Genomic DNA, 21162 nt, shown 5'->3' on the forward strand with positions numbered 1-21162 from the left:
TGTGGTGATCTCTGCCGCACTTGGCTTTGCAGCTGGCATCGGAATCACGCTTCTGCTGCAGCGTCGACGAAGTGCCCTGGCGTCCAAGCGAGCGTCCAAGGATCGCTTCATCGTCTTGAACGCTCCCCAGCTGTTGGCCTGGATTGATGCGGCCACCCAGGGCTGGATAATCCTGACCCCGGATCACTCCATCGCTTACATCAACGATCGGGCCGAACGGCTGCTGCACATCCCCCCCAATCGCCTGGTTCGTGGCATGAAGCTCCGGGATGTCCTCGACATTCCTGCCTTGGAGGAGTTGATCTTCAGCAGCCGCTATCAACTTCGTCCCCAGCGTTGTGAATGGGATCAACAGGGGACCCCGCTGGAGGCCGTTGTTCTGCCGGGTAGTGATGAATGCTGGCTGGTGCTGATCCAGAGCCGTCAGTCCCTCGAAGCCCAGCAACAGCAACAGGAGCGCTGGGTGAGTGATGTGGCCCATGAGCTCAAGACTCCCCTAACGGCCCTGATGCTGGTGAGCGATCGGTTGGAACTTGCCGTCAAGGAAGAAGACACGGCTCTGGTGCAACGGCTGCAGAAGGAACTCCGGCGTCTTCAGCTGCTGGTGGAAGACCTGCTGGAGCTGTCGCGGTTGGAAAACAGCCTGCCCCAGGACGACAGCGAGCATGTTCCCCTCACCCTGGAGGATTTGGTGGACAGTGCCTGGGGATCCATTGGCCCGATCGCGGAGGAACGGCGGGTGATGCTGCAGCTGGACCGCAGCGAATCCGGGCCCCTGCGTGGTGATCGGCGCCGTTTACACCGTGCGGTGCTCAATCTTCTCGACAATGCCCTGCGCTACGCCCCGGAGGACAGCAGCGTTGATGTGAGTGTGCGCCAGAGCGGCGGTTGGTGGTTGCTCAGCATTCGTGACCATGGCCGTGGATTGAGTGAGACCGATCTCACGCGCATGTTTCAACGCTTCTATCGAGGGGATCCTTCCCGCGCGCGCTCCAACCGCAGCGGTAGTGGCCTTGGACTGGCCATCGTTCAGCAGATCGCTGTGAACCATGGCGGCCGCATCGAAGCCCGTAATCATCCCGTCGGCGGAGCCTGCATGGAGCTGCTGCTGCCCCGAGATCCCCTGGGATGACGCGCCAGCGCCTGCAGAAACTGATCGCTGCTGCCGGGCTCTGCTCCAGACGCCGGGCTGAGGAATGGCTGCAGGCCGGCCGTGTGACGGTGGACGGCCAGGTTGCCCGCGTTGGCGACCAGGCCGATTCGCAGCAGCAAACGATTTGTGTGGATGGTCAGCCCTTGCCATGCCGTGGTGCGTCGCGGGTGCTGCTGATGAACAAGCCGGTGGGTGTGATCTGCAGCTGCGATGACCCGCAGGGTCGCCGCACGGTTCTTGACCTGCTGCCTCCGGAGCATCGGGCTGGTCTTCACCCCGTTGGTCGCCTAGATGCCGACAGCCATGGCGCGCTTCTGCTCACCGATCTGGGTGAGCTCACCTTGAAACTCACCCACCCGCGTTACAGCCACGCAAAGACATACAGGGTGTGGGTGAAAGGTGTGCCACCGGAGCCGGTTCTGGACCGTTGGCGTAGTGGTCTGCCCCTGGATGGGCGCTTGACCCGCCCCGCCAGGGTGCGTCGGTTGCGGGCTTGGGGCGACCGTTCGCTTCTGGAGATTGAGCTGCGGGAAGGTCGCAACCGACAGATCCGCCGGGTGGCGGAAGTCCTGGACCATCCGGTGCTGGACCTCCAGCGCACGGCGATTGCCGGGTTGCGGCTCGGTGATCTTGCCGAGGGGTGCTGGATCTGGTTAAGCGAGGGAGAATGGAAGCCCCTGCTTGAGCGGGCTGATTCGATGGATCTGCCCAAAAGCCCATGCGACTGAAGCGTCTAGGACTTTGGTTGCGACGTCCCCGTAAGGAGACCAGCCCTGATGCCGGCACGGTTGAGGCCCAGGAGCAGCAGCGTCTTGATCTGGGGCTGATGCTGCGGCGGCGCCGTGAGGAACTTGGCCTCTCGCTTCGTGATCTGGCCAATGAGACCCGGATCACCACCACCGTGATTGAGGCCCTGGAACGGGGCTGGCGTGATCGCCTGCCAGAGCGGGCCTATCTCGCCTCGATGCTCCCTCAGATCGAGCGTCGCCTGGCCCTGCCCGGTGGATGCCTCGACCCCCTGCTGCCCCCGCCGGTGTTGCTCCGCCGCGGACCCGCCAAAGTGGGTTTGGGTCGCTTCACCCTGGGCAATATCGATGTGTTCACCACCTGGCAGGGAACGGTCGTTTATGCGGTGGTGATCACCTTCAGCCTGCTGGCCATCAATCGTCAACAACAGGACTTGGCCCTGCGCAATAGCCTCAGCCTTGAGCCCTTGCGTGCTGACGTTGAGGCGATCACCCGAGGCCCGAACCTTGCGGGCTCAGACGAAGCCATCGCAGCCATGCGACCCCTGGAACAGGTCCGGCAACGCACGCCTCAGCAGTGGCTTGAGCTTGTGCGGGACGCCCTGCCGCAGTCCCAGGGTGTGCTGGAGGTTGTGGTGGCTGAGCCGAGAGAGCTGCAGCTCTCCAGCGGTGGGGGAGATCGGGTTCAATTTACGGCCAGTGCCGGCAGGTTGACGCTGAAGTTGCAGGCTCCTATTGAGATCCGCCTGGATCCCCCGGCTGGTGCTGAGGATCAGGTGCTCTGGAATGGTGAGCCTCTGCCTGTGGATCAAGAGCGGCCGGGGATCTACCGGGTCAACAACTTGCCGGCTCCCGAGAGCGACCGTCCCCAGACCCTTCCCCTGCTCCCGTAGCCGCCAAGAGCATTCCCTAGCGCGGAATCAAAGCTGCGAAGCCTCCAGCTCCAGTTGCCTGTGCTGGTACCGGGGGTGTTGAACCTGGCCCGGTCGTCCAGGTGCATCAGGTCCTGCAGTGGGGCGATCACCAGGCCTGCGGTCGTGGCAAAGGCCATGTCGAGCAGATGCCAGGCCGGAGCCGTGATCTCACCATTCACCCGAGCAGTGATGCGGCCCCGGCTGTCGGCATCCAAAGCGTTCCACCAGCCCAGGGTTGTGGGGTTGTCATGGGTGCCTGTGTAAACAACCCATCGATGCCCATCGGTGTTTTCCGGCAAATAGGGGTTGTCGCGCTCGCCGTCGAACGCGAACTGCAGCACTTTCATGCCCGGCAACCGGAAGGCATCGCGGAGTTCCTCCACATCCGGTGTGATCACGCCGAGATCCTCGGCAATCAAGGGGAGGACACCACCGGCGTCCCTGCGTAATTTGCGGAGCAGGGCATGACCTGGGGAGGGCTGCCACTCCCCATTCTCAGCGGTGGCGTCACCACCGGGGACGGCCCAGAAGGCCGCGAGGGCCCGGAAGTGATCCAAGCGCAGCAGATCCACCATCTCCCGCTGGCGCGCAATTCTTCGCCGCCACCAACGGAAGCGCGTGATCAGATGCTGTCCCCAGCGGTACACCGGCGAGCCCCACAGCTGTCCGGTTTCAGAGAAGTAATCGGGCGGCACACCGCTCTGGGTGGTGAGTTGTCCGTTCTCTTTGACGGTGAATAAGGAACGGTTGCTCCAGACATCGGTGCTGTCACTGCTCACGTAGAAGGGCAGATCGCCAAACAGCTGGATGCCTAGGTTGGCCGCTTGATGGCGGATCGCCTGCCACTGGCGATCGAGGTGCCACTGGATCAGTTTTTCGCGAAGTAGCGCGTCATGGTGTTGCTCCGCCCAAGCCCGCAGGGCTTTGTTGTCATGCCGAGCCAGGGGCAGCGGCCACTCCCACCAAGCTTTGTGGTTTTGATCGTGTAGGACCTGGAAAAGGGCGTGGTCGTCCAGCCAGGAGCGCTGCTGTTGCGTCCAGCGCTTGAAGTCGGCATGTCGCGCTGAATCCTGATCAGGCCAGGCGTCAATCAGTGCATCCCCCAGGGCACCGGCCCGTTTCTGGGCGAGGTTGAACTCCACATGCTCTGCTCCCTCCAGGGGTGCATCAGCCCCTGGAGCGGCCCTGAGGGCTTCATCGCTGATGAACCCCTCGTTGGCCAGGTCCTGGCCGTCGAGGAACCAAGGGTTCAGGGCATTGCAGGAGGGAGAGCTGTAGGGCGAGCCGGTGGGATCTGGTGGGGCCAGAGGGAGCATCTGCCAGACGCCGATGTCATGGTCGGCCAGCAGCTGGAGCCATCGGCGACAGGGCTCTCCGAAGCTTCCACAAACGGGGCTGCCCGGTAGGGCGGTGGGATGCAGCAGCACTCCTGTACTGCGCCCAGGTCCAGCCTCGGCCGGGTCAACAGTGGACTGATCCATGAGGGCCTCTTCGTCTCCCAAGGATGGCTGCCTCAGAAAAGTGCGGCATCCCCTAGATCCTGCCCAGCCATGCCCTCCCGGGCCACGCGCTCGAAGAACTGTCCCAGCGTGTCGCTTCCATAGGACGGCGTGGCATCCGCGTCGTAGCACTGCTTTTGCTCGTCCCAGACGAGCATCGATTCGCTGGCGTAGTAGCGGCCGATGCGTCCAAATTCCGCCGTGTCGTTGATGCCCGGGAACAGCCGACCCAGGGCGTCCAGTAGAGCGATCGGTGCGTCCATCAAGGCGATCGGCACCGACAGCATTCGTTCTGGCTTGTTCAGCGCGCGGAACAGCATCTCTCCCTGCTCCCGGGCGCTCAGTGCTGGACCCGGCCCCCCGATGGGGAGTACCTGGTTGCGTTTGGACTCGTCATGGATGCAGTCCGCCATGAAACGGGCCAGATCGGCTTCGCTGATCGGCTTGCAGCTTGCAAGGGTTCCGCCTCCGAACATCACGTAAGGGCCACCCTTGCGGCAGCTTTCCACCTGACCCCCCAGGCTTTTGAAGAAGGCGGTGGGGCGAACGATGGAGTGGGTCATCTCCTTGTCCTCCTGCAACGCGGCTTCGAAGGCCAGCTTCGCCTTCTGAAACTCCAGAAGTGGTTTCTGCACGCAGATGGCTGAGAGCAGAACGAAATGGGCCGCTCCGGCAGCTCGTCCCTGCTCGTAGGTGTTGAGGGTCGCTGCGTGGTCGATGGCCCAGGAATCTTTGCGGCCGCCCGTGCGCGAGGCCAGGCAGCTCACCACTACATCTGTGGGTTGATCGAAGGCCTCGGCCGAGATCGAGGCTGGATCGGTGACATCCCCGAAGCGCACCTCAGCTCCTGGGAAATTGGCGATGACTTCGTCCCTGCTTTGGCGACCACCGATGCCGCTGCGCTCGCGGGCGAAGGCGATCACCTGGTAGCCCCGGTCCACCAGCTCGTTCACAACAAAGCGGCCGATGTAGCCCGTGGCTCCGAACACCACCACGCGCACCTGTTCGGGTGGTCGGCTTCGGTAGTCGTGGCGGAGGGACATCGATGACGGCTTCACGGAGTCCAGGCTAGGAACTAGAGATTTGGGCGAAACTAATCGCCATTTGGGTTGGTCCAGCGAAATGAACTGGTTGTCGCCACCCCGAGTTCGCGGTGCGCTGCGTGTCGGTTCCGCCGTGCTGGGGATTGGTGTCACCGGGTGGTTGCTGGCGACGCTTTGGCCTGAACCCGATCGTGTTGCTGCGGGCGCTCCGCTGAGTGCGGATCAGCCTGAAACTCTGGCCCCCTACCCAGAGGTTCCCGTCACGGTCTTGGTGATTGGTGTTGATGCGGATCGGCTGGGTGCGGCCTCCAATCAGGCTGCGCCCAAAGGGCCTGCCAATGCTGATGCACTTCTGTTGCTTCGCATTGCGGCCCAGGAGCCGCTTCAGGTGCTCCACATCCCAACGGAGCTCGGCGTTCAGCTTCCTGGTGAGAAGGATCCAGGCAGCCTTGGCCAGTTGTGGCGACGGGGTGGCGTCGGTCTTCTCAGCGATGCCATCCGCGACATTGTTGGCCTCCAGGAGGGTGATCCCAAGCGCTATGTGCTGATGCCCCGAGCCGCCCTACGCCGCCTGGTGGATGGACTGGGCGAGGTGGAGGTGGTGTTGAGCGACTCCTACAAGCGCCAGGACAAGACGCAGGGCTACACCGTCCTGCTCCAGGCGGGGCGACAGCGTCTGAATGGCGCCCAGGCGGAACAGCTGGTGCGCCACCTGCCCGATCCCAAGGCTGTCTCCCAGCGTCGCCAGCGCCAAAACATCCTCGTTGAGGGTCTGATCGCACAGGTCAAGAACCCCAGTGGAATCGTTGTTATTCCTGCACTGGTGAACCAACTGAACACCGAGGTGGAGACCAACCTCAGTCGTTCGGAACAGCTGAGCTTGGCCGCGGCGCTCATCTCCAGCCCTGAACCCTTACGGATCAGCCGCCTGCCCCTGGCCGACCGGGCCGGCGACCAGACCTTGCGCCAGATCAAAGCCGGTGCCAGCCGTCCCCTCTGGCCCCAGCCTTAAGCAAGGCTGCGGAGTTGCAGTCTCTGGGCGAGGGCGTCGATGTATTGGGCCTGATCCGGGTGATGTTCATCGGGAATCCAGCCCAGCCAGCTGAGGCCATCACGGCGTCGTGCTGGGCCGTTCCAGGGCCCCTGGAGCTGCACCAGGCCGAGCAGTGGTACGTGCAGTTCCCGGCAGAGGGCGGCATAGGCCGCGGCTGCTCCAGGGATGGCGCCGTCGGGTTCTGCACTGGTCAGCAGCAGCACCGGCTTACGCCAGTCGGCTAGGGCCTGCAGCCAGCTGGCATCTCCTTCTGGGGTCGCTCTGGCTGCGTCACCGCTGAGCCGCACCAGCCCTGTGGCCGCCGGGTTGGTCTGCAGGATTTCAGCGGGTGATGCACCACTGGCCACGGTGGTGAGAGGGCATCGGCAAGCTCGGGCCAGGGCTTCGCAGGCCTGACGCATTTTGAGTTCCGGAAGGGGGCCCGCACCCACCAACAGTGGGAAACCTGTGGACATGGGGGGCACTGCTCACCTCTACCATCGGATTACAGCAGAATTCGTTCCGCGGGCGCCGTGACCAGTTTCCTGACAGCAGCCCGTTCCGATCAGGAGCAGTTAGCCCCTGACAGTCGCCGCCTGCGTCTTTTCAGCGGCACTTCGAACCCTGCTTTGGCCAAGGAGATCTCCGCCTATCTCGGGGTGCCTGATGGTCCCCGCGTCTGCAAGCGTTTTGCGGACGGTGAGCTCTATGTGCAGATCCAGGAGTCGATCCGGGGTTGTGATGTGTTCCTGATCCAGCCCACCTGCGCGCCAGTGAACGACCACCTGATGGAGCTGCTGATCATGGTGGATGCCTGCAGACGGGCCTCCGCACGGCAGATCACCGCTGTGGTGCCCTACTACGGCTACGCCAGAGCGGATCGCAAGACCGCCGGTCGTGAATCAATCACCGCGAAACTCACGGCCAACCTGCTGGTGAAGTCCGGTGTTGACCGCGTGCTGGCGATGGATCTGCACTCCGCCCAGATTCAGGGCTACTTCGATATCCCCTGTGATCACATCTACGGATCCCCCGTGCTGGTTGACTACCTCTCCACGCAGGACCTTGGAGATGTGGTCGTGGTGTCTCCTGACGTGGGGGGTGTGGCGCGGGCCCGGGCGTTTGCCAAGCAGATGAACGATGCTCCTCTGGCCATCATCGATAAGCGCCGCACCGGTCACAACATGGCCGAAAGCCTCACGGTGATTGGTGATGTGGCGGGGCGGACGGCGATCCTGATCGACGACATGATCGACACCGGCGGCACGATATGTGCGGGTGCACGGTTGCTGCGGGAGCAAGGGGCTAAACGGGTTCTGGCCTGCGCTACCCATGCCGTGTTTTCTCCCCCCGCCAGCGAACGTCTGTCCTCCGAGGGGCTGTTTGAGCAGGTGGTGGTGACCAACAGCATTCCGATCCCACAGGATCGGGTCTTCCCTCAGCTGAAGGTTCTCTCCGTTGCCAACATGCTGGGTGAGGCTATCTGGCGCATTCATGAAGAGAGCTCCGTGAGCTCGATGTTCCGTTAGTCCATCCCATGAGCCAGATCCATGCTCTTTCTCGCGAGTCTTAGCGGGCTACTTTTGGCCTCCGGCTCTTGTGAGTTCCTAACCCCAATTGGCGGGGACGGCAATACGACCGTGACCAAGCGAGTGGATAGACCGAGGATGCATCCTTTACGGCTGGCCCTTGGCCATACGAACTGGAACACGGATTTCGTCGTTAATCAGCCCTTTCGCAGTTACAAGCTGTTCTTCACGGCGCAATCATCAAAACAGGCCAGATACCCAATTGAGGCTTACCTCAAGTTTAGCGATGGCTCGAACCTCCAAGTGGTCAATGAATCCGTGAAGCCGCTAATCGGTACCGGCATCATGTTTGGCCCTTTCAGACCACCAGGTGGCAAAGCGGTTAGCCAGGTGAACTTCAAAGTAGGCTCCAGTGCACACCCAGAAGCCTCAGGCTTCAGCTATCGCATTTCAGTGCAGGGCTGCCGGTAAAAAGTGATCACGCCCTTGACGCGGGCGTGCGTGTGGCTCTGGGTGTGTGCGTGTTTATCTGTTGGGTGGCCTTTTTGAGCCTCAGATCAGATGCATAACCATTGATCTTCCCTCCCTTCATTCAGCGACCCCACTAAGCCCACCGTCGCTAAACCCAATCTCTGATATCCCTGTCGTCGTCAGTGAAGTGGGTGCTGTCGTTGAAATACTCAGCTGCCCCTGGAATGTCTCGTAGTGTTCCGCTGATCGCTGGCTTGCGGGCCATGGACTGTTGAATGAGCGGGCTTGCTTCGGCTTGATCATGGTTGATCCGAGTCATCCTTGGGGCCCGATGCTTCAACGGCGTTGGTTCAGCGGTGGAGGCCTCTAATTGCGTGTGCTCTGGCCAGCCTGATGGCGGGGCTTCCAGCCCCTCTGATGGCCGAGTCTCGATTGGATCGCCTGCTCCGGAACCGCAGCACCATGGGGGTGTGGCTGATCAACAGCCCCACTCGATTGGATCGCCTGCTCCGGAACCGCAGCACCATGGGGGTGTGGCTGACCAACAGCCCCAGTCCGCTCTATTACGACCGGAAGCGCATCAGCGCTGCGATGCAGCAACTGCAGGATGCAGGGTTCAATCGCGTGGTGCCCAATGTCTGGAGCCGCGGCACCACGTTTCATCGCAGCCGCTTCGCTCCAGTGGAGCCAACGCTGCAGAAGGCTGGGATCGGTCTTGACCCCATCTGCACCCTGGCCGCTGAAGGTCGGCGCCTCGGCATCAAGGTGATGCCCTGGTTTGAGTACGGCCTGATGGAGCCGGCCGATTCATCCGTTGTGCGCGATAACCCCAGCTGGGTCTTGGCCAAAGCCAATGGCCAGCGTTGGATGACGATGCACGGCAACCATCGAATGGCTTGGCTCAATCCGTCTCATCCGGAGGTTCGTGCCCGCTTCATCGGGTTGGTGGTGGAAACCTTGAAGCGCTGTCCAATGGACGGTCTGCAACTGGACGATCACTTCGCCTGGCCGGTTCAGTTCGGTTATGACCCCACCACCGTGGCGCTGTACGAGCAGGAGACGGGACTGGCACCTCCTCGGGATCACAGCAATCGGCAGTGGATGAAATGGCGCCGCAATCAACTCACGTCTCTTTTGCGTGAGTTGCGGCAACGTCTCAAGCTGGAGCGCCTCTCCACCAGAATTAGCCTGTCTCCAGGCCCCTTCCGTTCGGCCTACAACCTCTGGCTGCAGGATTGGGAGCTCTGGGCTTTTGGCGGGTTGATTGAAGAGTTGGTGGTGCAGAACTATGCCTATTCCGTTCGAGGATTCGCCAAGGACTTGGATCAGCCGGCTCTGCGCAAAGCCCGCGACTGGGGCATTCCTTCGCAGATTGGTGTGTTGGCGGGATTCGGAAAGCGCACTACCTCGATGGCTGTTTTGGAGCAAAAAGTTCGCCTGGCCCGCCAGCGCGGTCATGGCGTGATTTTTTTCTACTGGGAAGGGTTATGGGGCAAGCATGTGGTGGAGCGGTATCGAGATTCTCGTCGCGCAGCATTCATCCGGCTTGCATCTGATTGACCAGCGGATTCTGCTTGACACTATTTTTTTGACTGCATGAAACAGTTCACCGAAACCAGTTCCGAACCCTATGACCGTCACCACTACCGCGTGTGGTTGAGCGATGGGTCGTTCAAGGATGTCGAGAGCTATGACGAAGCACAACGTGTTTGGTTTTCCAGTAAGACAAGGCCAAGGACGATAGAAGTGATGCAACCGAAGCGAAGAAAGAGTTCCAAAGGCTTCTAGGGATTTTGATGAAATTGCTGTTAATCAATCAAGTTTCGATCGATTCACTTGGCTGCAGCAAGTTTTTTCCCAGGTGAACCGCATTAAAAATGCAACCTCGCTAGGATGATTGGCCTGTAATTTCTTGCTTGACTCTTTGGCTCATGATTAATGTGTTCCACATTAATGTGTTCCACATTAATGTGTTCCACATTAATTTGTTCGGAACAGCTATTCAGTATTCGATAACCGTGAAGCTGTGGGATATTTGAATAATGAATCAGTTTGAGCTCAACCAGATTCGCTCCAAGCTTCGTCGGCTCGATCTCGATGATCAGTTTATCGAGCGGTACATCGATAAGCTAATCAGGAACAAAGAACCATTCTGTATGGCATCGAAGACCATTGATCGTTGGGAAAAAAAAGATTCAGGCCAATTTGTTCTTCAAGCACTCGCCTGTGGCTTGATTGCAGCCTTGGTTGGTGGTTGGTTTGCCGTTGTTCAGTAGCGCGGTGGATGGAGCCATGAGCGATGCAAGCTTGATTGCCCTGTTCAGCGTGGGGATGGCGTCGACGTCGACAGTTTTGTTCCTGGCCTTTCGGCGTACCTACCACCTGGAGCAAGAGCGCACATTGATGCGGAGAATGAGGCGACGCCTTGATCGGATGTTCTTAAAGCAAACGCCATGAATCAGCCTCTCAATCACCTTTGCTCTGCGGTGTTGGCCTTGTAGGTGAACAGAAGTGCCAAGCACAGTGTTCCGATCAGTGGACCCGGGGGTAGGTCAATAGCAATCGCCAGCATCATCCCGCCGCCACATAGAAGTAGGCCCGTGCTCGCGCTGCGCAGCATGAGTTCTTTCAGGCTTCGGCTGCGCTCTACGTGCATCAGCACTGGAGCGCAAAGCAGGCCAATTACCAGAATTACGCCCACGGCAGTGATGGCGCTGATCACCACGAGGGCAGTGATTAGGCTGCAGATCAGCCGAACCAAGAGCACCGGTCGTTTGGCGATGGCTGCTCCCTCGGGGTCGATGCCAACGAACACCAGGTCGCGGTAGCCCCACACCAACATTGCCAACAGGGCACTGGCTGAGATGGTTGTACGCAGCAGATCTGTTGTGGTGGCAGCCAGCAGATCGCCGAATAGAATTGTCTCCAGGTCCACTCGTGCCTCCAGCAGGGGCACCAACAGCACGCCCAGGGCGGTGAAGCCTGCCAGCACGGTGTTCATAGCGCCCTCTTCCCTGCCCTTGAATCGCCGGTTCAAGCGTTCAGCCACCAGGGCGCCCAGCAGTCCACTGATCAGGCCGCCGATGCTTGGGTCGATGCTGAAAGCCAGGGCGACTACCAAACCGGGAAGAACGGAATGGGCCATCAGGTTGGCCAGCAACACCCGGCGTTGGGTGATCAGCAACGCTCCAGTTGCTGGACAGATTGCTCCGATCAACAGAGAGATCGTTAGAGGCAGAAGCCACCAGATGTCCGGTTCAGCCACAGCAGTGGCTCCCCATCATGCAAGTCAGGTCGCTCAGTTTTTCTCGAACCATGTTGGGTGATCCGTTGGCCAGGATTTGGCCGTCCATCACAACAACCTGGTCGTAGCTGTCGAGGGCGCTGCCCCAATCGTGGCTGCTCACCAGCAGCGTCTGACCTGCTTCCGCTTGATCCCGCATCACCTTGAGTAGATGGCCTCGCGTCGGTGGATCGATGGCGCTGCAGGGTTCATCCAGCAGCAGGATGTCGGTTTGCTGCATCAATCCTCTGGCCAGCAGGACGCGTTGTTGCTGGCCGCCGGAGAGCTGGTTGAGGCGTCGTGATCCCATGGCTCCCATGCCGACGCGTTCCAGCAGCTGTTCGCAGTGGTCCGCTGCTGTGGCTTTGCCCTTCTTGGGCGTCCCCAGCTGCACCATGTCGCGGGCGGTGATCGGAAACGACCAATCAATGGCTGCCCGTTGGGGCATTAGGCCGATTGGCTTGCTGGTGTTGACCGTTCCTTGGCTGGGTTTCAGTCGCCCTTCGATCAGATGCAACAGCGTTGACTTGCCGGCTCCGTTGGGCCCCACTAGCGCCGTCAGTGTTCCCTCTTGGAGTTGCAGGTTGACGCGGTCGACGGTGTTGCGACCTCCGTAGCTGAAGCACAGCTCTGTTGTGCTCAGCACGCACGACGAATGGCTCATCAACTCTTCGGTGGCCGGACTTGGGCCTCTTGAGGCTTTGCACACCTCATGTTGGCGAGGGATCAAGTATTCGGCAAAATGATAATCATTCTCACAAAGTCGTCTATGCGTCCTGTGTTGGCTCGATCGGCGGGGGTCAGTCTTGCGCTGGCCATTGGAGCTGCCCTTGTTCCGGCTCATGCGGCTCAACCTGTGGTGGTGGCCGTCGACGGCACGTTGTGTGATCTCACCAAGACCCTGGCTGCCGGTGCTGCCTCGGTCACTTGCCTGATCCCCCCTGGGGGTGATCCCCACTCCTATCGCTTGAAGCCCAGTGATCGCAGCCAGATCGCCAAGAGTGATCTGGTTTTTCACATCGGTTTTGGGCTGACCCCTTCCGCCAAAAAGCTCAAGTCACCAGGAACGGTGGTGGCCGTCGGTGAAGTCGCCCTGCCGTCCTATGGCGGCAGCGACCCCCATGTCTGGCACGACCCGGCCAATTCCGCTGCGATGGTGCGGGTCATCTCAAGTTCTCTGGCCCCCGTTCTGCCGGCCAGTGATCGTGCGGCCTTGGAGCAACGCACGGCGCGTGCTTTGGAAGTTTTCCAAGCTCTCCAAGCCTGGGAAGCCAATCAGTTCAGCTCTTTGCCCTCCGCGCAGCGAGTCATGGTTACCGATCACAAGACCTACAGTCATCTCGCAGATCGATTCGGAATGGTCGAGATTGCGATGTTGGATAGCCACACAACCGGTGGTGTTTTGCGGCCCTCCAGTCTCAAAACTATCACCAAAGAAGTTAAAGAATCAGGGGCCAAAACCATCTTTTCTCCTGCGGCATTTGCCAACAAAACTCTGAAGCGTATTAGCAAGAGCACTGGTTTGCCGATTTGGACAACGCCTCTCTACGGAGAAGGAATTGCTGCTGGTCGCAATGCTGTTTCGACGGCGACGCTTAATGTTTGCACTATTGTCAATGGTCAGGGTGGTTCATGTGATATCTCAGGTGCCAACGCATTGAACTCTCAATGGTCATCTATTCGTTGACCAAGTCTCAATTCAAATTCCACGTCTAATTTTTCTGTTTCATGTTCCGTTCTCGTCTTCTTCTTCTGACTCTGTTTCTGAGTCCTTTTGCTTCTATGGCTCCAGTCCATGCGCACGGTTCACATGGAAGTGGTTCTGAATTGAAGGCTGGTGAATTCGATTTTACTCCCCTTATTACCGTTGAGGGCCATGCTGGATTTGACGATAATCTTGAAAATCCAGAAAAGCATTATGCGGCTGACTTTTTGATTGGTGGCGAATTTGCTTGGGGCCTTGGGGATGGAAAGCAATTTTCTTTGGCTGCTTTCGTAGGTCCAACTTTGACCAGAGGTGGCGCAGAGCATTTTTATGGAGAAATCCATGCGCACGCAGAGGAAGAGGGACACGAGCATGAGGAAAGCGAAGCTCATCCAACTCGTGAAAGAGTTGATTTCAAGGCTTTCTTTGAGGCTAGATATAAGCACTCAGATAGGTTTAATATTCAAGCCTATTGGAATCCATACATTGTCACAAGTGACGAGTTGGAATTCCATGCCGACGAAAATGAATGGGAAAAGTTTGAATCAAAAGGTATTAAGAATGAGTTGGGTGCCAAAGTAAATTATGCATTTGGAGATGGTGATGTTGACTTTGGCCTAGGCGATTCCCTGTCTGATTTGATTGATGGAGCATATCTTTCAATAGATCATCGACAGGGTTGGGGTGTAGATGGTGTTTATATTGGGAACTACACTGATCCCCGCGTTGGAATTGGCTTTAATTATGGTGAAACATCTTTTCGGGTAGAAGCTGGCCCTCGTTTTTACACCCCAGGAAGCTACGCAAATGATCTAGATTCGCGAACTGATTTTGCTAGTGAGATAATGATATCTAGGCCTGTTAGCGACAAAGTTGATTTCTTCGCGCATTGGAAGGTTGTGTATACATGGGAGGATGTTGAAGGCTGGGGAGATGGCTACCAGCACCATGTAGGTACTGGTATTACCTATAAGTTGTGAGTTGATCGCAACTTTGGCCTCGCCGGTTGTACCGGCGAGGTTTTTTATTGTCTTGCTTTTGACGGTGATAAGGCTGTTATTCAGCCTGCAGAAAGCCACTGCGCTTCACTAACAGGCGTGTTGACCACCTTGATGAGCTTCAAGCTGTCGCCATCGATCAGGCCAGCTCGGGCATGGGTTTGGTTCGGTCGCGTCAGCGTCATCAGCAGCTGCTTGGTCACAGGGTTCCACTGGATGGGGCTGCCCGCCTTAAGCGTCCATGGCTCTAGGGCCCTGCGTTGTGTCACATCTCCCGCGTCGCTAAAAAGCACCAGTTCGTGATTGCCCCGTTGCTGCTTCCAGCGCCCCAGCACGGCCCAGATTTGTGTACCGCGGTTGTTGCAGGCGACCCCCAGCACCGCCTGATCACCGAGGTGCAATTGCTTCGGCGCTTGCCCAGCAACCACTAGCTCGATCGAGCGCCTGTAATCCGGCCAGTGCCGGATCAGCACGGCCCGCCCTGAGGCACCGCAGAAGGCCCCAACCTCCCTGCTCCCCGGCAGCATCTGCGGCTTTTGCTCAGTTGCTTTCAGGGGCCGGATGCTCAGGCCGTTGTAGCTGGGCATCACCACGCCTCCTCCAGCCGGCAGCAACTGCATCGGCCCTGAGGGTTTCAGATCAAGAGCTTTCCGTTTGCCATCGGCCTGCAGCAAAAGGACCTGGTCGCTGCCCGGCTGAAACCCACCACTCTGTACCAGCAGATCACCGTTGAGATTGCTGCTGAGATGTGCGAAGAGCACCTCCCCTTTCAACAGGGGTTCTGTGCTGCTCAGCGTTGGTGGTCCCAAGGTCGCCAGGCGGTTGGCGGTGCTGATGGGCGTCAGTTGGTCCAACCACACCCGTTCGGTGCCGTTCTGATCGCGTTCCACCAGCGCAATACCCCGTCCGTTGCCCAGGGGAACGACGCTGAGGATGGCGTGCCAGACCTGACTGATCGGCATCCACTCTCCCGATCGCGTCTGCAGTTGAACCTGCTCGCCTCCCTGCACAGGCCGCGTCGCGATCAGCCAGGGCCTCGGGTCCCACCACCATTGCTGCTCTCCCAGCGGCAGACCGCGTTGGCCGTCCCCTGCGATCGATAGCTCGAGCGGAGTCGTGAGCACGACATCCGCATCGATCACCATCCGCAGCGGTGTCGTCTCCCCCAGCCACTGATGGGGCACGGCCGGAGTCATTCGGGTGGCTTCGATGACCCGGGGCCGATCCATCGGGCGACTGAACTGCAGGTCCAGAGCTGCGCTGCCGCTTTGCACCCTCTGGGGCACCAGGCGCAGCAGCCTCGGAGGCCGGCGCAACAGCAGCTGGTGCTGCGCCAGAACCGCAGCGCAGGCCATGAGCATCAGTAGAAAGGGCCGTCGCGTCATGGTTCGAGGGGCCGCTCGGGCCTGGCAATCGGCGTGATGTTTTGGGGAATCACGACGGGGATGCGCCGTTTGTTCCGGGATTGCACGCTCATCGTTCCGTTGATGGCCAACCACTGGTTGGTTTTGGGGGTAAACGACAACGGCCACTCCACCGCAAGGCCAGCGGGCGTGGCGTCGGCCAGGCAACAGCGCACCGTGAGCCTGGCAATTAGCGGTGGGCCCTGGGGCTGCCTCCAGACAAAACCGCTGATGCGAACAGGATTGCCCACCACAAGATCGGGATCGGGTTGGCTTCGTAGCAAGCGCACCCATTCCGTGAGGCTGCGTTGTTCGGGGGGCAGAACAAAGGCCAACTCCGGTGGATTGGGCAAACCCTGGGGGCGATTGCTGGCCAGATCGCTGAAGGAGGGGCTCGGCGGAAGGATCACCACCAGCGCAGCCATCACGCCGCTGAGCAGCCAGGGCCAGCGCCAGCGTTCGTTTTGCTTCTCTCTTTTCAGCAGAATTGACACGCCCAGCATCAGCAAGACCAGGCCGGTGACCCCCACCAGGCCATGGAAGACTCCCCGCAGCAGCAGATCGAGCCGACCGCTGTGGAAGCTCCACAACAGCGTCAGGCCCCAGAGCAGTAGCAGGGTTCCGCGCTTCAACACGACCGGCCCCTCACAGCAGCCATAGGTTGATCCACTGACCGATCAGCAGCACGCCAAGACTGGCACCGACCGCCGTGATCAGGATCGCCCTTGGCCGCATTAGCACGGTGAATAAGCCAGCGAGTTTGAGATCCACAACGGGCCCCAGTAAGAGGAAGGCCAGCAGGGCCCCTGGGGTGATCTGAGCGGCAAACCCCAGAGCAAGAAAGGCATCCACACTGGAGCAGACCGACACCACTACCGCCAGCAGCATCAAGGCAAGGATCGATGCCGTCGGCGCGCCCCCCACGGCCAACAGCCAACTGCGCGGCAGCCAGGTTTGCACCAGGGCCGCAAGCACACATCCCAGCACCAGCAGAGCCAGCAGATCGAGAAATTCGCGGCAGCTCTGGTCCAGCACCTGCCAGGCCTTCGGGCGCCTGCCGCTGATGGATCGTGGGGTGCTGGGTGATCCGCCGATCACACCACTGTTGCGCTGCAGCAGCCCCAGATTGCTGAGCGGCTGGCTCATGCGGCGTTCCTCCAGAAGCGCAGTGGCCAGGAGCTGTGTCTCGGGCAGTTGCACCAGCAACAGACTCAGCAGGATCGCCAGCAGAAAGGCCCCCAATGGCCGGGCCACCAGCAGCCAGGGCTGATCAGGAAACGCGGCCCAGGTGCTGGCCAGGACGATGGGATTCAGCACCGGGGCTGCAAACAGAAAGCCGAAGGCTGTGCCCATCGGTGCCCCGCTGGCCAGCAGTCGGCGGGCAACAGGAACGTTGCCGCATTCACAGGCCGGAAGGGCAAAGCCCATCAGGGCCCCAATGATTGGTGCCAGCACCGGGTTTTTTGGGAGCCGCTCGATCCAGGTACCCGGTGGCACGGTCCATCGGGCCAGCCCTGCGATGGCAACGCCGAGCAGCAGAAACGGAACGGCTTCCAGCAGTAACCCCTGAAAGATCGCCCAGGCCGTGGCGAGCTTGTCCAAGCGTTCAGGCGGCAGTTACTTTTCAACGTTCTCAGTTCAGCTCGCCCATCGGGGGGTGTCGACATGGTTTGTTGATCGACCTGCGCGGCAGGCTGGGGCGACGTTGACCAGAGCCTGAGATGGGGTGGTGCTTCTGGATTGATCGCGGTGGCACCTTCACCGATCTGATCGGTCGCGATCCAGAAGGGCGGCTGCACGTGCGCAAGGTGCTCTCGAAGCAGGCCGGTGCTGGAGACCCTGCTGTGTCGGCCATGGAAGCGATGTTGGCGTCGGCTTCTCCACCCGTGGAGTTGGGGGACGTCGACGATGTGCGTCTTGGCACCACCGTGGCCACCAATGCGCTGCTCGAGGGGGCTGGTGCGCCGTTGCTGTTGCTCACCAATGCCGGGCTGAGGGATCAGCTGTGGATCGGCGATCAACATCGCGACGATCTGTTCGCGCTTGAGCAGCCCCAGCGCCCCTTCCTGGCGCAAACGGTGCTGGAGCTGGCCGGTCGGCTCGATGCCCGGGGTGAGGAGGTGGAACCCTTGGTGCTGGATCAGCCGCTGCGGTCACGTCTCGAGGAGCTGCGCCGTTCCGGCCTGGATGTCGCCGTGGTCGCGTTATTGCATGCCCAGCGCAACGCAGCCCATGAGCAGCGCTGCGCTGCAGTCTTGCGGGAGCTTGGCTTTCGCACCGTGGTCTGCTCCCATCAGGTGAGCGTGATGCCCCGCTTGGTGCCGCGCGGGCAGACGGCGTTGGTTGAGGGGGCTGTGCATCCGGTGTTGTATGGCTACCTGCAGCAGGTGCAAGGGGCGCTCGGCGCCGCCACACCACTGCGGGTGATGACCTCCAGCGGAGCGTTGCAGGCTCCAGACAGACTGCAAGCGAAAGACACCATCCTTTCGGGGCCAGCGGCCGGGATGGTCGGGGCGATCGCAGCGGCGCGGATGGCCGGCTTTGACGGGGTACCGGTGCTGGGCTTTGACATGGGCGGCACGTCGACGGATGTGTTCTGTGTGGCTTCCGCCGATGAGCAGGCCTTGCGGCAAGTGAAGGAGCAGACCGAGATCGCCGGCTTGCAGTTGCTGGCCCCACGTTTGCCGATTGAAACCGTGGCGGCCGGAGGCGGATCGGTGCTGGAGCTGCAGGGGGAGCGGCTGCGGGTTGGGCCCCGCTCCGCCGGAGCTCAACCGGGCCCGGCCTGTTATCGCGCCGGCGGACCGCTCACCGTCACCGACGCCAACCTGCTGCTGGGGAGGCTTCAGGTGGACTGCTTCCCGGCGGTGTTCGGCCTATCCGGAGATCTGCCACCGGATGTGGAGGTGGTGCGGCATCGCTTCGCCAATCTCGCGGCAGCGCTGGGGCAGACCCCGGAGCGGGTGGCATCTGGGGCGTTGCAACTGGCGGTAGAAATCATGGCCGCTGCGATTCGGCGGGTGTCGCTGCATCGCGGTGAGGACATTCGCGGCGGGGTGTTGTTGGCCTACGGAGGTGCTGGTGGTCAGCACGCCTGTCGCCTGGCGGATGAACTGGGGCTGAACACGGTGCTGTTGCATCCAATGGCCGGAGTTCTCTCCGCCTTTGGCATGGGCCAGGCCCGCCAGCGCTGCCGGCGGCAGGTGCATCTCGGTGCTGCCCTCTCGCCTGATCTGTTAGCGGCTCTGCCCGATCAAATTGAGCAGCTGACGTGTGAAGCGCAGGAGACCTTGCGTCGCCAGGGGGATGGCACCGACACCAACGCTGATGCGCCGGAGGTTTGGGTCAGCTTGGCCCTTCGTTATCCATCTGCCGAGCAGACCCTGGTGCTTCCCTGGATCGCCGAGCAAGGCGTTGATGCCGTGATCTCGGCTTTCCAGGCGAGCCATCAGCAACGCTACGGCTACTGCATTGATGCCGACCAGGCCCTACTCGTCGAACAGCTCAATGTTGAGGTCACAGCACCCCAACAGTTTGATGCCACAGCCACAGCCACAGCTGAGATGGTCGAACCAACGCCAGGGGTGGAGACATCCCCGAAGGTGTCGATGCACCTGGAGTCGAGTGGTTGGATGCAGGTTCCGTTGCTGGACCGCAGTGCCCTGCGGCTGAATCAGCGGATTGAAGGCCCTGCGCTGATCGCTGAAGCCACTGGCTGCACGGTGCTGGAGCCGGGCTGGCAGGCCCGGGTGGCGGAGGAGGGCACGCTGTTGCTGGAGCGCCGGCAACCCGCGGTCGGATCACCTGTGCTGGAACATGCTGATGCCCACGACCCGTTGCAGGCGGAACTGTTTCGCCACCGCTTCATGGCGATCGCTGAACAGATGGGGGAACAGCTGCGGCAGAGCAGTCGCTCCGTGAACATCCGCGAGCGCCTGGATTTCTCCTGTGCGTTGTTCGATGCCTCGGGTGCCCTGATGGCTAATGCCCCCCACATTCCGGTGCACCTCGGATCGATGGGCGACAGCGTGCGCGACCTGCTGGCCCAGGTGGCGACCGGTGATGTCGTATCGCTGCAGCCCGGCGACACGCTGCTCAGCAACGACCCTTTCCATGGCGGCACTCACCTGCCCGACATCACCGCCATCTCGCCGGTGTTCTGCAACGGGGATCATCCCAATTTCTTTGTAGCCAGCCGTGGCCATCACGCCGATGTGGGTGGCATCGCTCCTGGGTCGATGCCGTCCTTCAGTCAGACCATTGCCGATGAGGGCCTGCTGCTTCGCAACCAGCTGTTCGTGCGCCAGGGCCGGGTTCTCGCCGCTGATTTGGAAGCGGTGTGGAGCGGCATGGCGACGCCCCCCCGCAACCCTCCGGAACTGCTGGCCGACCTGCAGGCGCAGGTGGCGGCCAATCAGGCGGGGATTGTGGCGCTGCAATCTCTCGTGGAGCGGGAGGGGCAGACCCTGGTGCAACGGCAGATGACCCTGCTGCAGAAGGATGCAGCCCGCAGTGTTCAGCGGCTGCTGTTGCGCCTACCGGACGCCCGGCATCAGTTGGCGCTGGATGACGGCTCCTGCCTGGTGGTGCAGGTGAGCCTCGACCCGCAACGCCAACGCTTGCGTTTGGATTTCAGCGGAACATCGCCGCAACGGCCGGGCAATTTCAATGCCCCCTTGGCGGTGACGCGGGCGGCCGTGCTCTACGTGATTCGTTGTCTTCTCGACAGCGACATCCCTTTAAACGCGGGCTGTTTCGCACCGCTTGATCTGGTCGTACCAGCGGGCTGTTTGTTGAATCCGCGGCCCCCTGCCGCTGTGGTGGCCGGCAACGTCGAGGTTTCTCAGGCCCTCTGCAATCTGCTGTTCGCTGCTTTCGGTGCCCAGGCGGCCGGCCAGGGAACGATGAACAACGTCAGCTTCGGAAATGGCCGCTGTCAGTACTACGAAACGGTGGCCGGTGGTGGCGGCGCTGGTGAGGGCTTTCCCGGATCGGTGGGGCTGCAGTCGCACATGACCAACTCGAGGCTGACGGATCCCGAGGTGCTGGAGAGCCGTTATCCGGTGCGGTTGGAATCCTTCGCGGTGCGCTCCGGCAGTGGCGGCCAGGGCCGATGGCCTGGGGGCGACGGGTTGGAGCGCACGATCCGTTTCCTCGAGCCAATGAGTGTCTCGTTGATCAGTGGCTCGCGGCAGGTGGCCCCGATCGGTCTCAACGGCGGAGCCAGTGGTGCTTGTGGCCAGAACCTGCTGCTGGACCGTGAGGGTGTGGCCCATCCCCTGCCCGGTGCCGTGCAGCTGGAGCTCCAAGCGGGCGAGGCCATTCGCATGCTCACCCCAGGGGGAGGCGGCATGGGACGTTGAGGGGGAGATGCCTTCTGGTGGT

The 21162-nt window shown here is 60.8% G+C and carries 19 protein-coding genes; 11 read left to right on the forward strand and 8 right to left on the reverse strand.

What is annotated here, in order from left to right; all coding sequences use genetic code 11:
* Position 1: 1 nt before the first annotated feature.
* From FZZ85_RS01435 to FZZ85_RS01445, 3 genes are read left to right on the forward strand one after another with little or no spacing between them, the layout of a single operon-like run.
* Positions 2-1132, forward strand: coding sequence for a PAS domain-containing sensor histidine kinase (locus FZZ85_RS01435; RefSeq protein ID WP_226411479.1), 1131 nt, complete (start codon positions 2-4; stop codon positions 1130-1132).
* Positions 1129-1881 (forward strand): pseudouridine synthase, encoded by a 753-nt coding sequence (locus FZZ85_RS01440; protein WP_226411481.1) that lies wholly within the window; start codon positions 1129-1131, stop codon positions 1879-1881. The genes FZZ85_RS01435 and FZZ85_RS01440 overlap by 4 nt, the downstream gene beginning before the upstream one ends.
* Entirely contained in the window at positions 1872-2792 is a 921-nt protein-coding gene (locus tag FZZ85_RS01445; RefSeq protein ID WP_226411483.1) for a RodZ family helix-turn-helix domain-containing protein, read from the forward strand. Before FZZ85_RS01440 ends, FZZ85_RS01445 begins: the two co-directional genes overlap by 10 nt.
* On the opposite strand, the gene malQ is transcribed toward FZZ85_RS01445, so the two are convergent.
* Both malQ and FZZ85_RS01455 read right to left on the reverse strand, forming a co-directional pair.
* Entirely contained in the window at positions 2726-4294 is a 1569-nt protein-coding gene (gene malQ, locus FZZ85_RS01450; RefSeq protein ID WP_226411485.1) for a 4-alpha-glucanotransferase, read from the reverse strand. The genes FZZ85_RS01445 and malQ overlap by 67 nt on opposite strands.
* A 32-nt stretch (positions 4295-4326) precedes the next feature.
* Complete coding sequence (locus tag FZZ85_RS01455) at positions 4327-5355, reverse strand: NAD(P)-dependent oxidoreductase (protein ID WP_226411487.1); 1029 nt, start codon at positions 5353-5355, stop codon at positions 4327-4329.
* Positions 5356-5434: 79 nt separating this feature from the next.
* Here FZZ85_RS01455 and FZZ85_RS01460 point away from each other — a divergent pair, with 79 nt between their 5' ends.
* A complete protein-coding gene (locus tag FZZ85_RS01460; RefSeq protein ID WP_226411489.1) occupies positions 5435-6367 on the forward strand; it encodes an LCP family protein in 933 nt (310 codons plus the stop codon).
* On the opposite strand, the gene FZZ85_RS01465 is transcribed toward FZZ85_RS01460, so the two are convergent.
* A complete protein-coding gene (locus FZZ85_RS01465; protein ID WP_226411491.1) occupies positions 6364-6864 on the reverse strand; it encodes a hypothetical protein in 501 nt (166 codons plus the stop codon). The genes FZZ85_RS01460 and FZZ85_RS01465 overlap by 4 nt on opposite strands.
* Positions 6865-6921: 57 nt before the next feature.
* Between FZZ85_RS01465 and FZZ85_RS01470 the strand changes: the two genes are divergently transcribed.
* From FZZ85_RS01470 to FZZ85_RS01485, 4 genes are all read left to right on the forward strand, one after another.
* Positions 6922-7917, forward strand: coding sequence for a ribose-phosphate pyrophosphokinase (locus tag FZZ85_RS01470; RefSeq protein WP_226411493.1), 996 nt, complete (start codon positions 6922-6924; stop codon positions 7915-7917).
* Positions 7918-7938: 21 nt separating this feature from the next.
* On the forward strand, positions 7939-8388 hold the full coding sequence (locus FZZ85_RS01475) for a hypothetical protein (RefSeq protein ID WP_226411495.1): 450 nt from the start codon (positions 7939-7941) through the stop codon (positions 8386-8388).
* A 462-nt stretch (positions 8389-8850) separates the two neighbouring features.
* Positions 8851-9948: a glycoside hydrolase family 10 protein gene (locus tag FZZ85_RS01480; RefSeq protein WP_370631110.1), complete on the forward strand. Its 1098-nt coding sequence runs from the start codon at positions 8851-8853 to the stop codon at positions 9946-9948.
* A 482-nt stretch (positions 9949-10430) separates the two neighbouring features.
* A complete protein-coding gene (locus tag FZZ85_RS01485) occupies positions 10431-10664 on the forward strand; it encodes a hypothetical protein (RefSeq protein WP_226411499.1) in 234 nt (77 codons plus the stop codon).
* A 194-nt stretch (positions 10665-10858) separates the two neighbouring features.
* Here FZZ85_RS01485 and FZZ85_RS01490 read toward each other — a convergent pair whose 3' ends face one another.
* Entirely contained in the window at positions 10859-11653 is a 795-nt protein-coding gene (locus FZZ85_RS01490) for a metal ABC transporter permease (RefSeq protein WP_226411501.1), read from the reverse strand.
* Entirely contained in the window at positions 11646-12335 is a 690-nt protein-coding gene (locus FZZ85_RS01495) for a metal ABC transporter ATP-binding protein (RefSeq protein ID WP_226411503.1), read from the reverse strand. Before FZZ85_RS01495 ends, FZZ85_RS01490 begins: the two co-directional genes overlap by 8 nt.
* A gap of 105 nt (positions 12336-12440) precedes the next feature.
* On the opposite strand from FZZ85_RS01495, the gene FZZ85_RS01500 reads away from it, so the two are divergent.
* Entirely contained in the window at positions 12441-13358 is a 918-nt protein-coding gene (locus tag FZZ85_RS01500; protein WP_226411505.1) for a metal ABC transporter substrate-binding protein, read from the forward strand.
* 41 nt (positions 13359-13399) lie between these two features.
* Positions 13400-14356, forward strand: coding sequence for a hypothetical protein (locus FZZ85_RS01505; protein ID WP_226411507.1), 957 nt, complete (start codon positions 13400-13402; stop codon positions 14354-14356).
* 80 nt (positions 14357-14436) lie between these two features.
* Here the strand turns inward: FZZ85_RS01505 and FZZ85_RS01510 are convergent, their stop codons facing one another.
* Genes FZZ85_RS01510 through FZZ85_RS01520 form a run of 3 tightly spaced genes read right to left on the reverse strand, consistent with a single transcriptional unit; the run spans position 14437 to position 17379 of the window.
* Positions 14437-15759, reverse strand: coding sequence for a hypothetical protein (locus FZZ85_RS01510; RefSeq protein WP_226411509.1), 1323 nt, complete (start codon positions 15757-15759; stop codon positions 14437-14439).
* Entirely contained in the window at positions 15756-16409 is a 654-nt protein-coding gene (locus FZZ85_RS01515) for a TIGR03943 family protein (protein ID WP_226411959.1), read from the reverse strand. Before FZZ85_RS01515 ends, FZZ85_RS01510 begins: the two co-directional genes overlap by 4 nt.
* Before the next feature lie 13 nt (positions 16410-16422).
* Complete coding sequence (locus FZZ85_RS01520) at positions 16423-17379, reverse strand: permease (RefSeq protein ID WP_226411511.1); 957 nt, start codon at positions 17377-17379, stop codon at positions 16423-16425.
* A 119-nt stretch (positions 17380-17498) separates the two neighbouring features.
* Between FZZ85_RS01520 and FZZ85_RS01525 the strand changes: the two genes are divergently transcribed.
* Positions 17499-21140, forward strand: a complete 3642-nt coding sequence (locus FZZ85_RS01525; protein ID WP_226411513.1) for a hydantoinase B/oxoprolinase family protein — start codon at positions 17499-17501, stop codon at positions 21138-21140.
* The last annotated feature ends 22 nt before the right edge of the window (positions 21141-21162 follow it).

This window comes from Synechococcus sp. MU1642 (assembly GCF_020514115.1).
In the GTDB taxonomy this organism is placed as follows: domain Bacteria; phylum Cyanobacteriota; class Cyanobacteriia; order PCC-6307; family Cyanobiaceae; genus Parasynechococcus.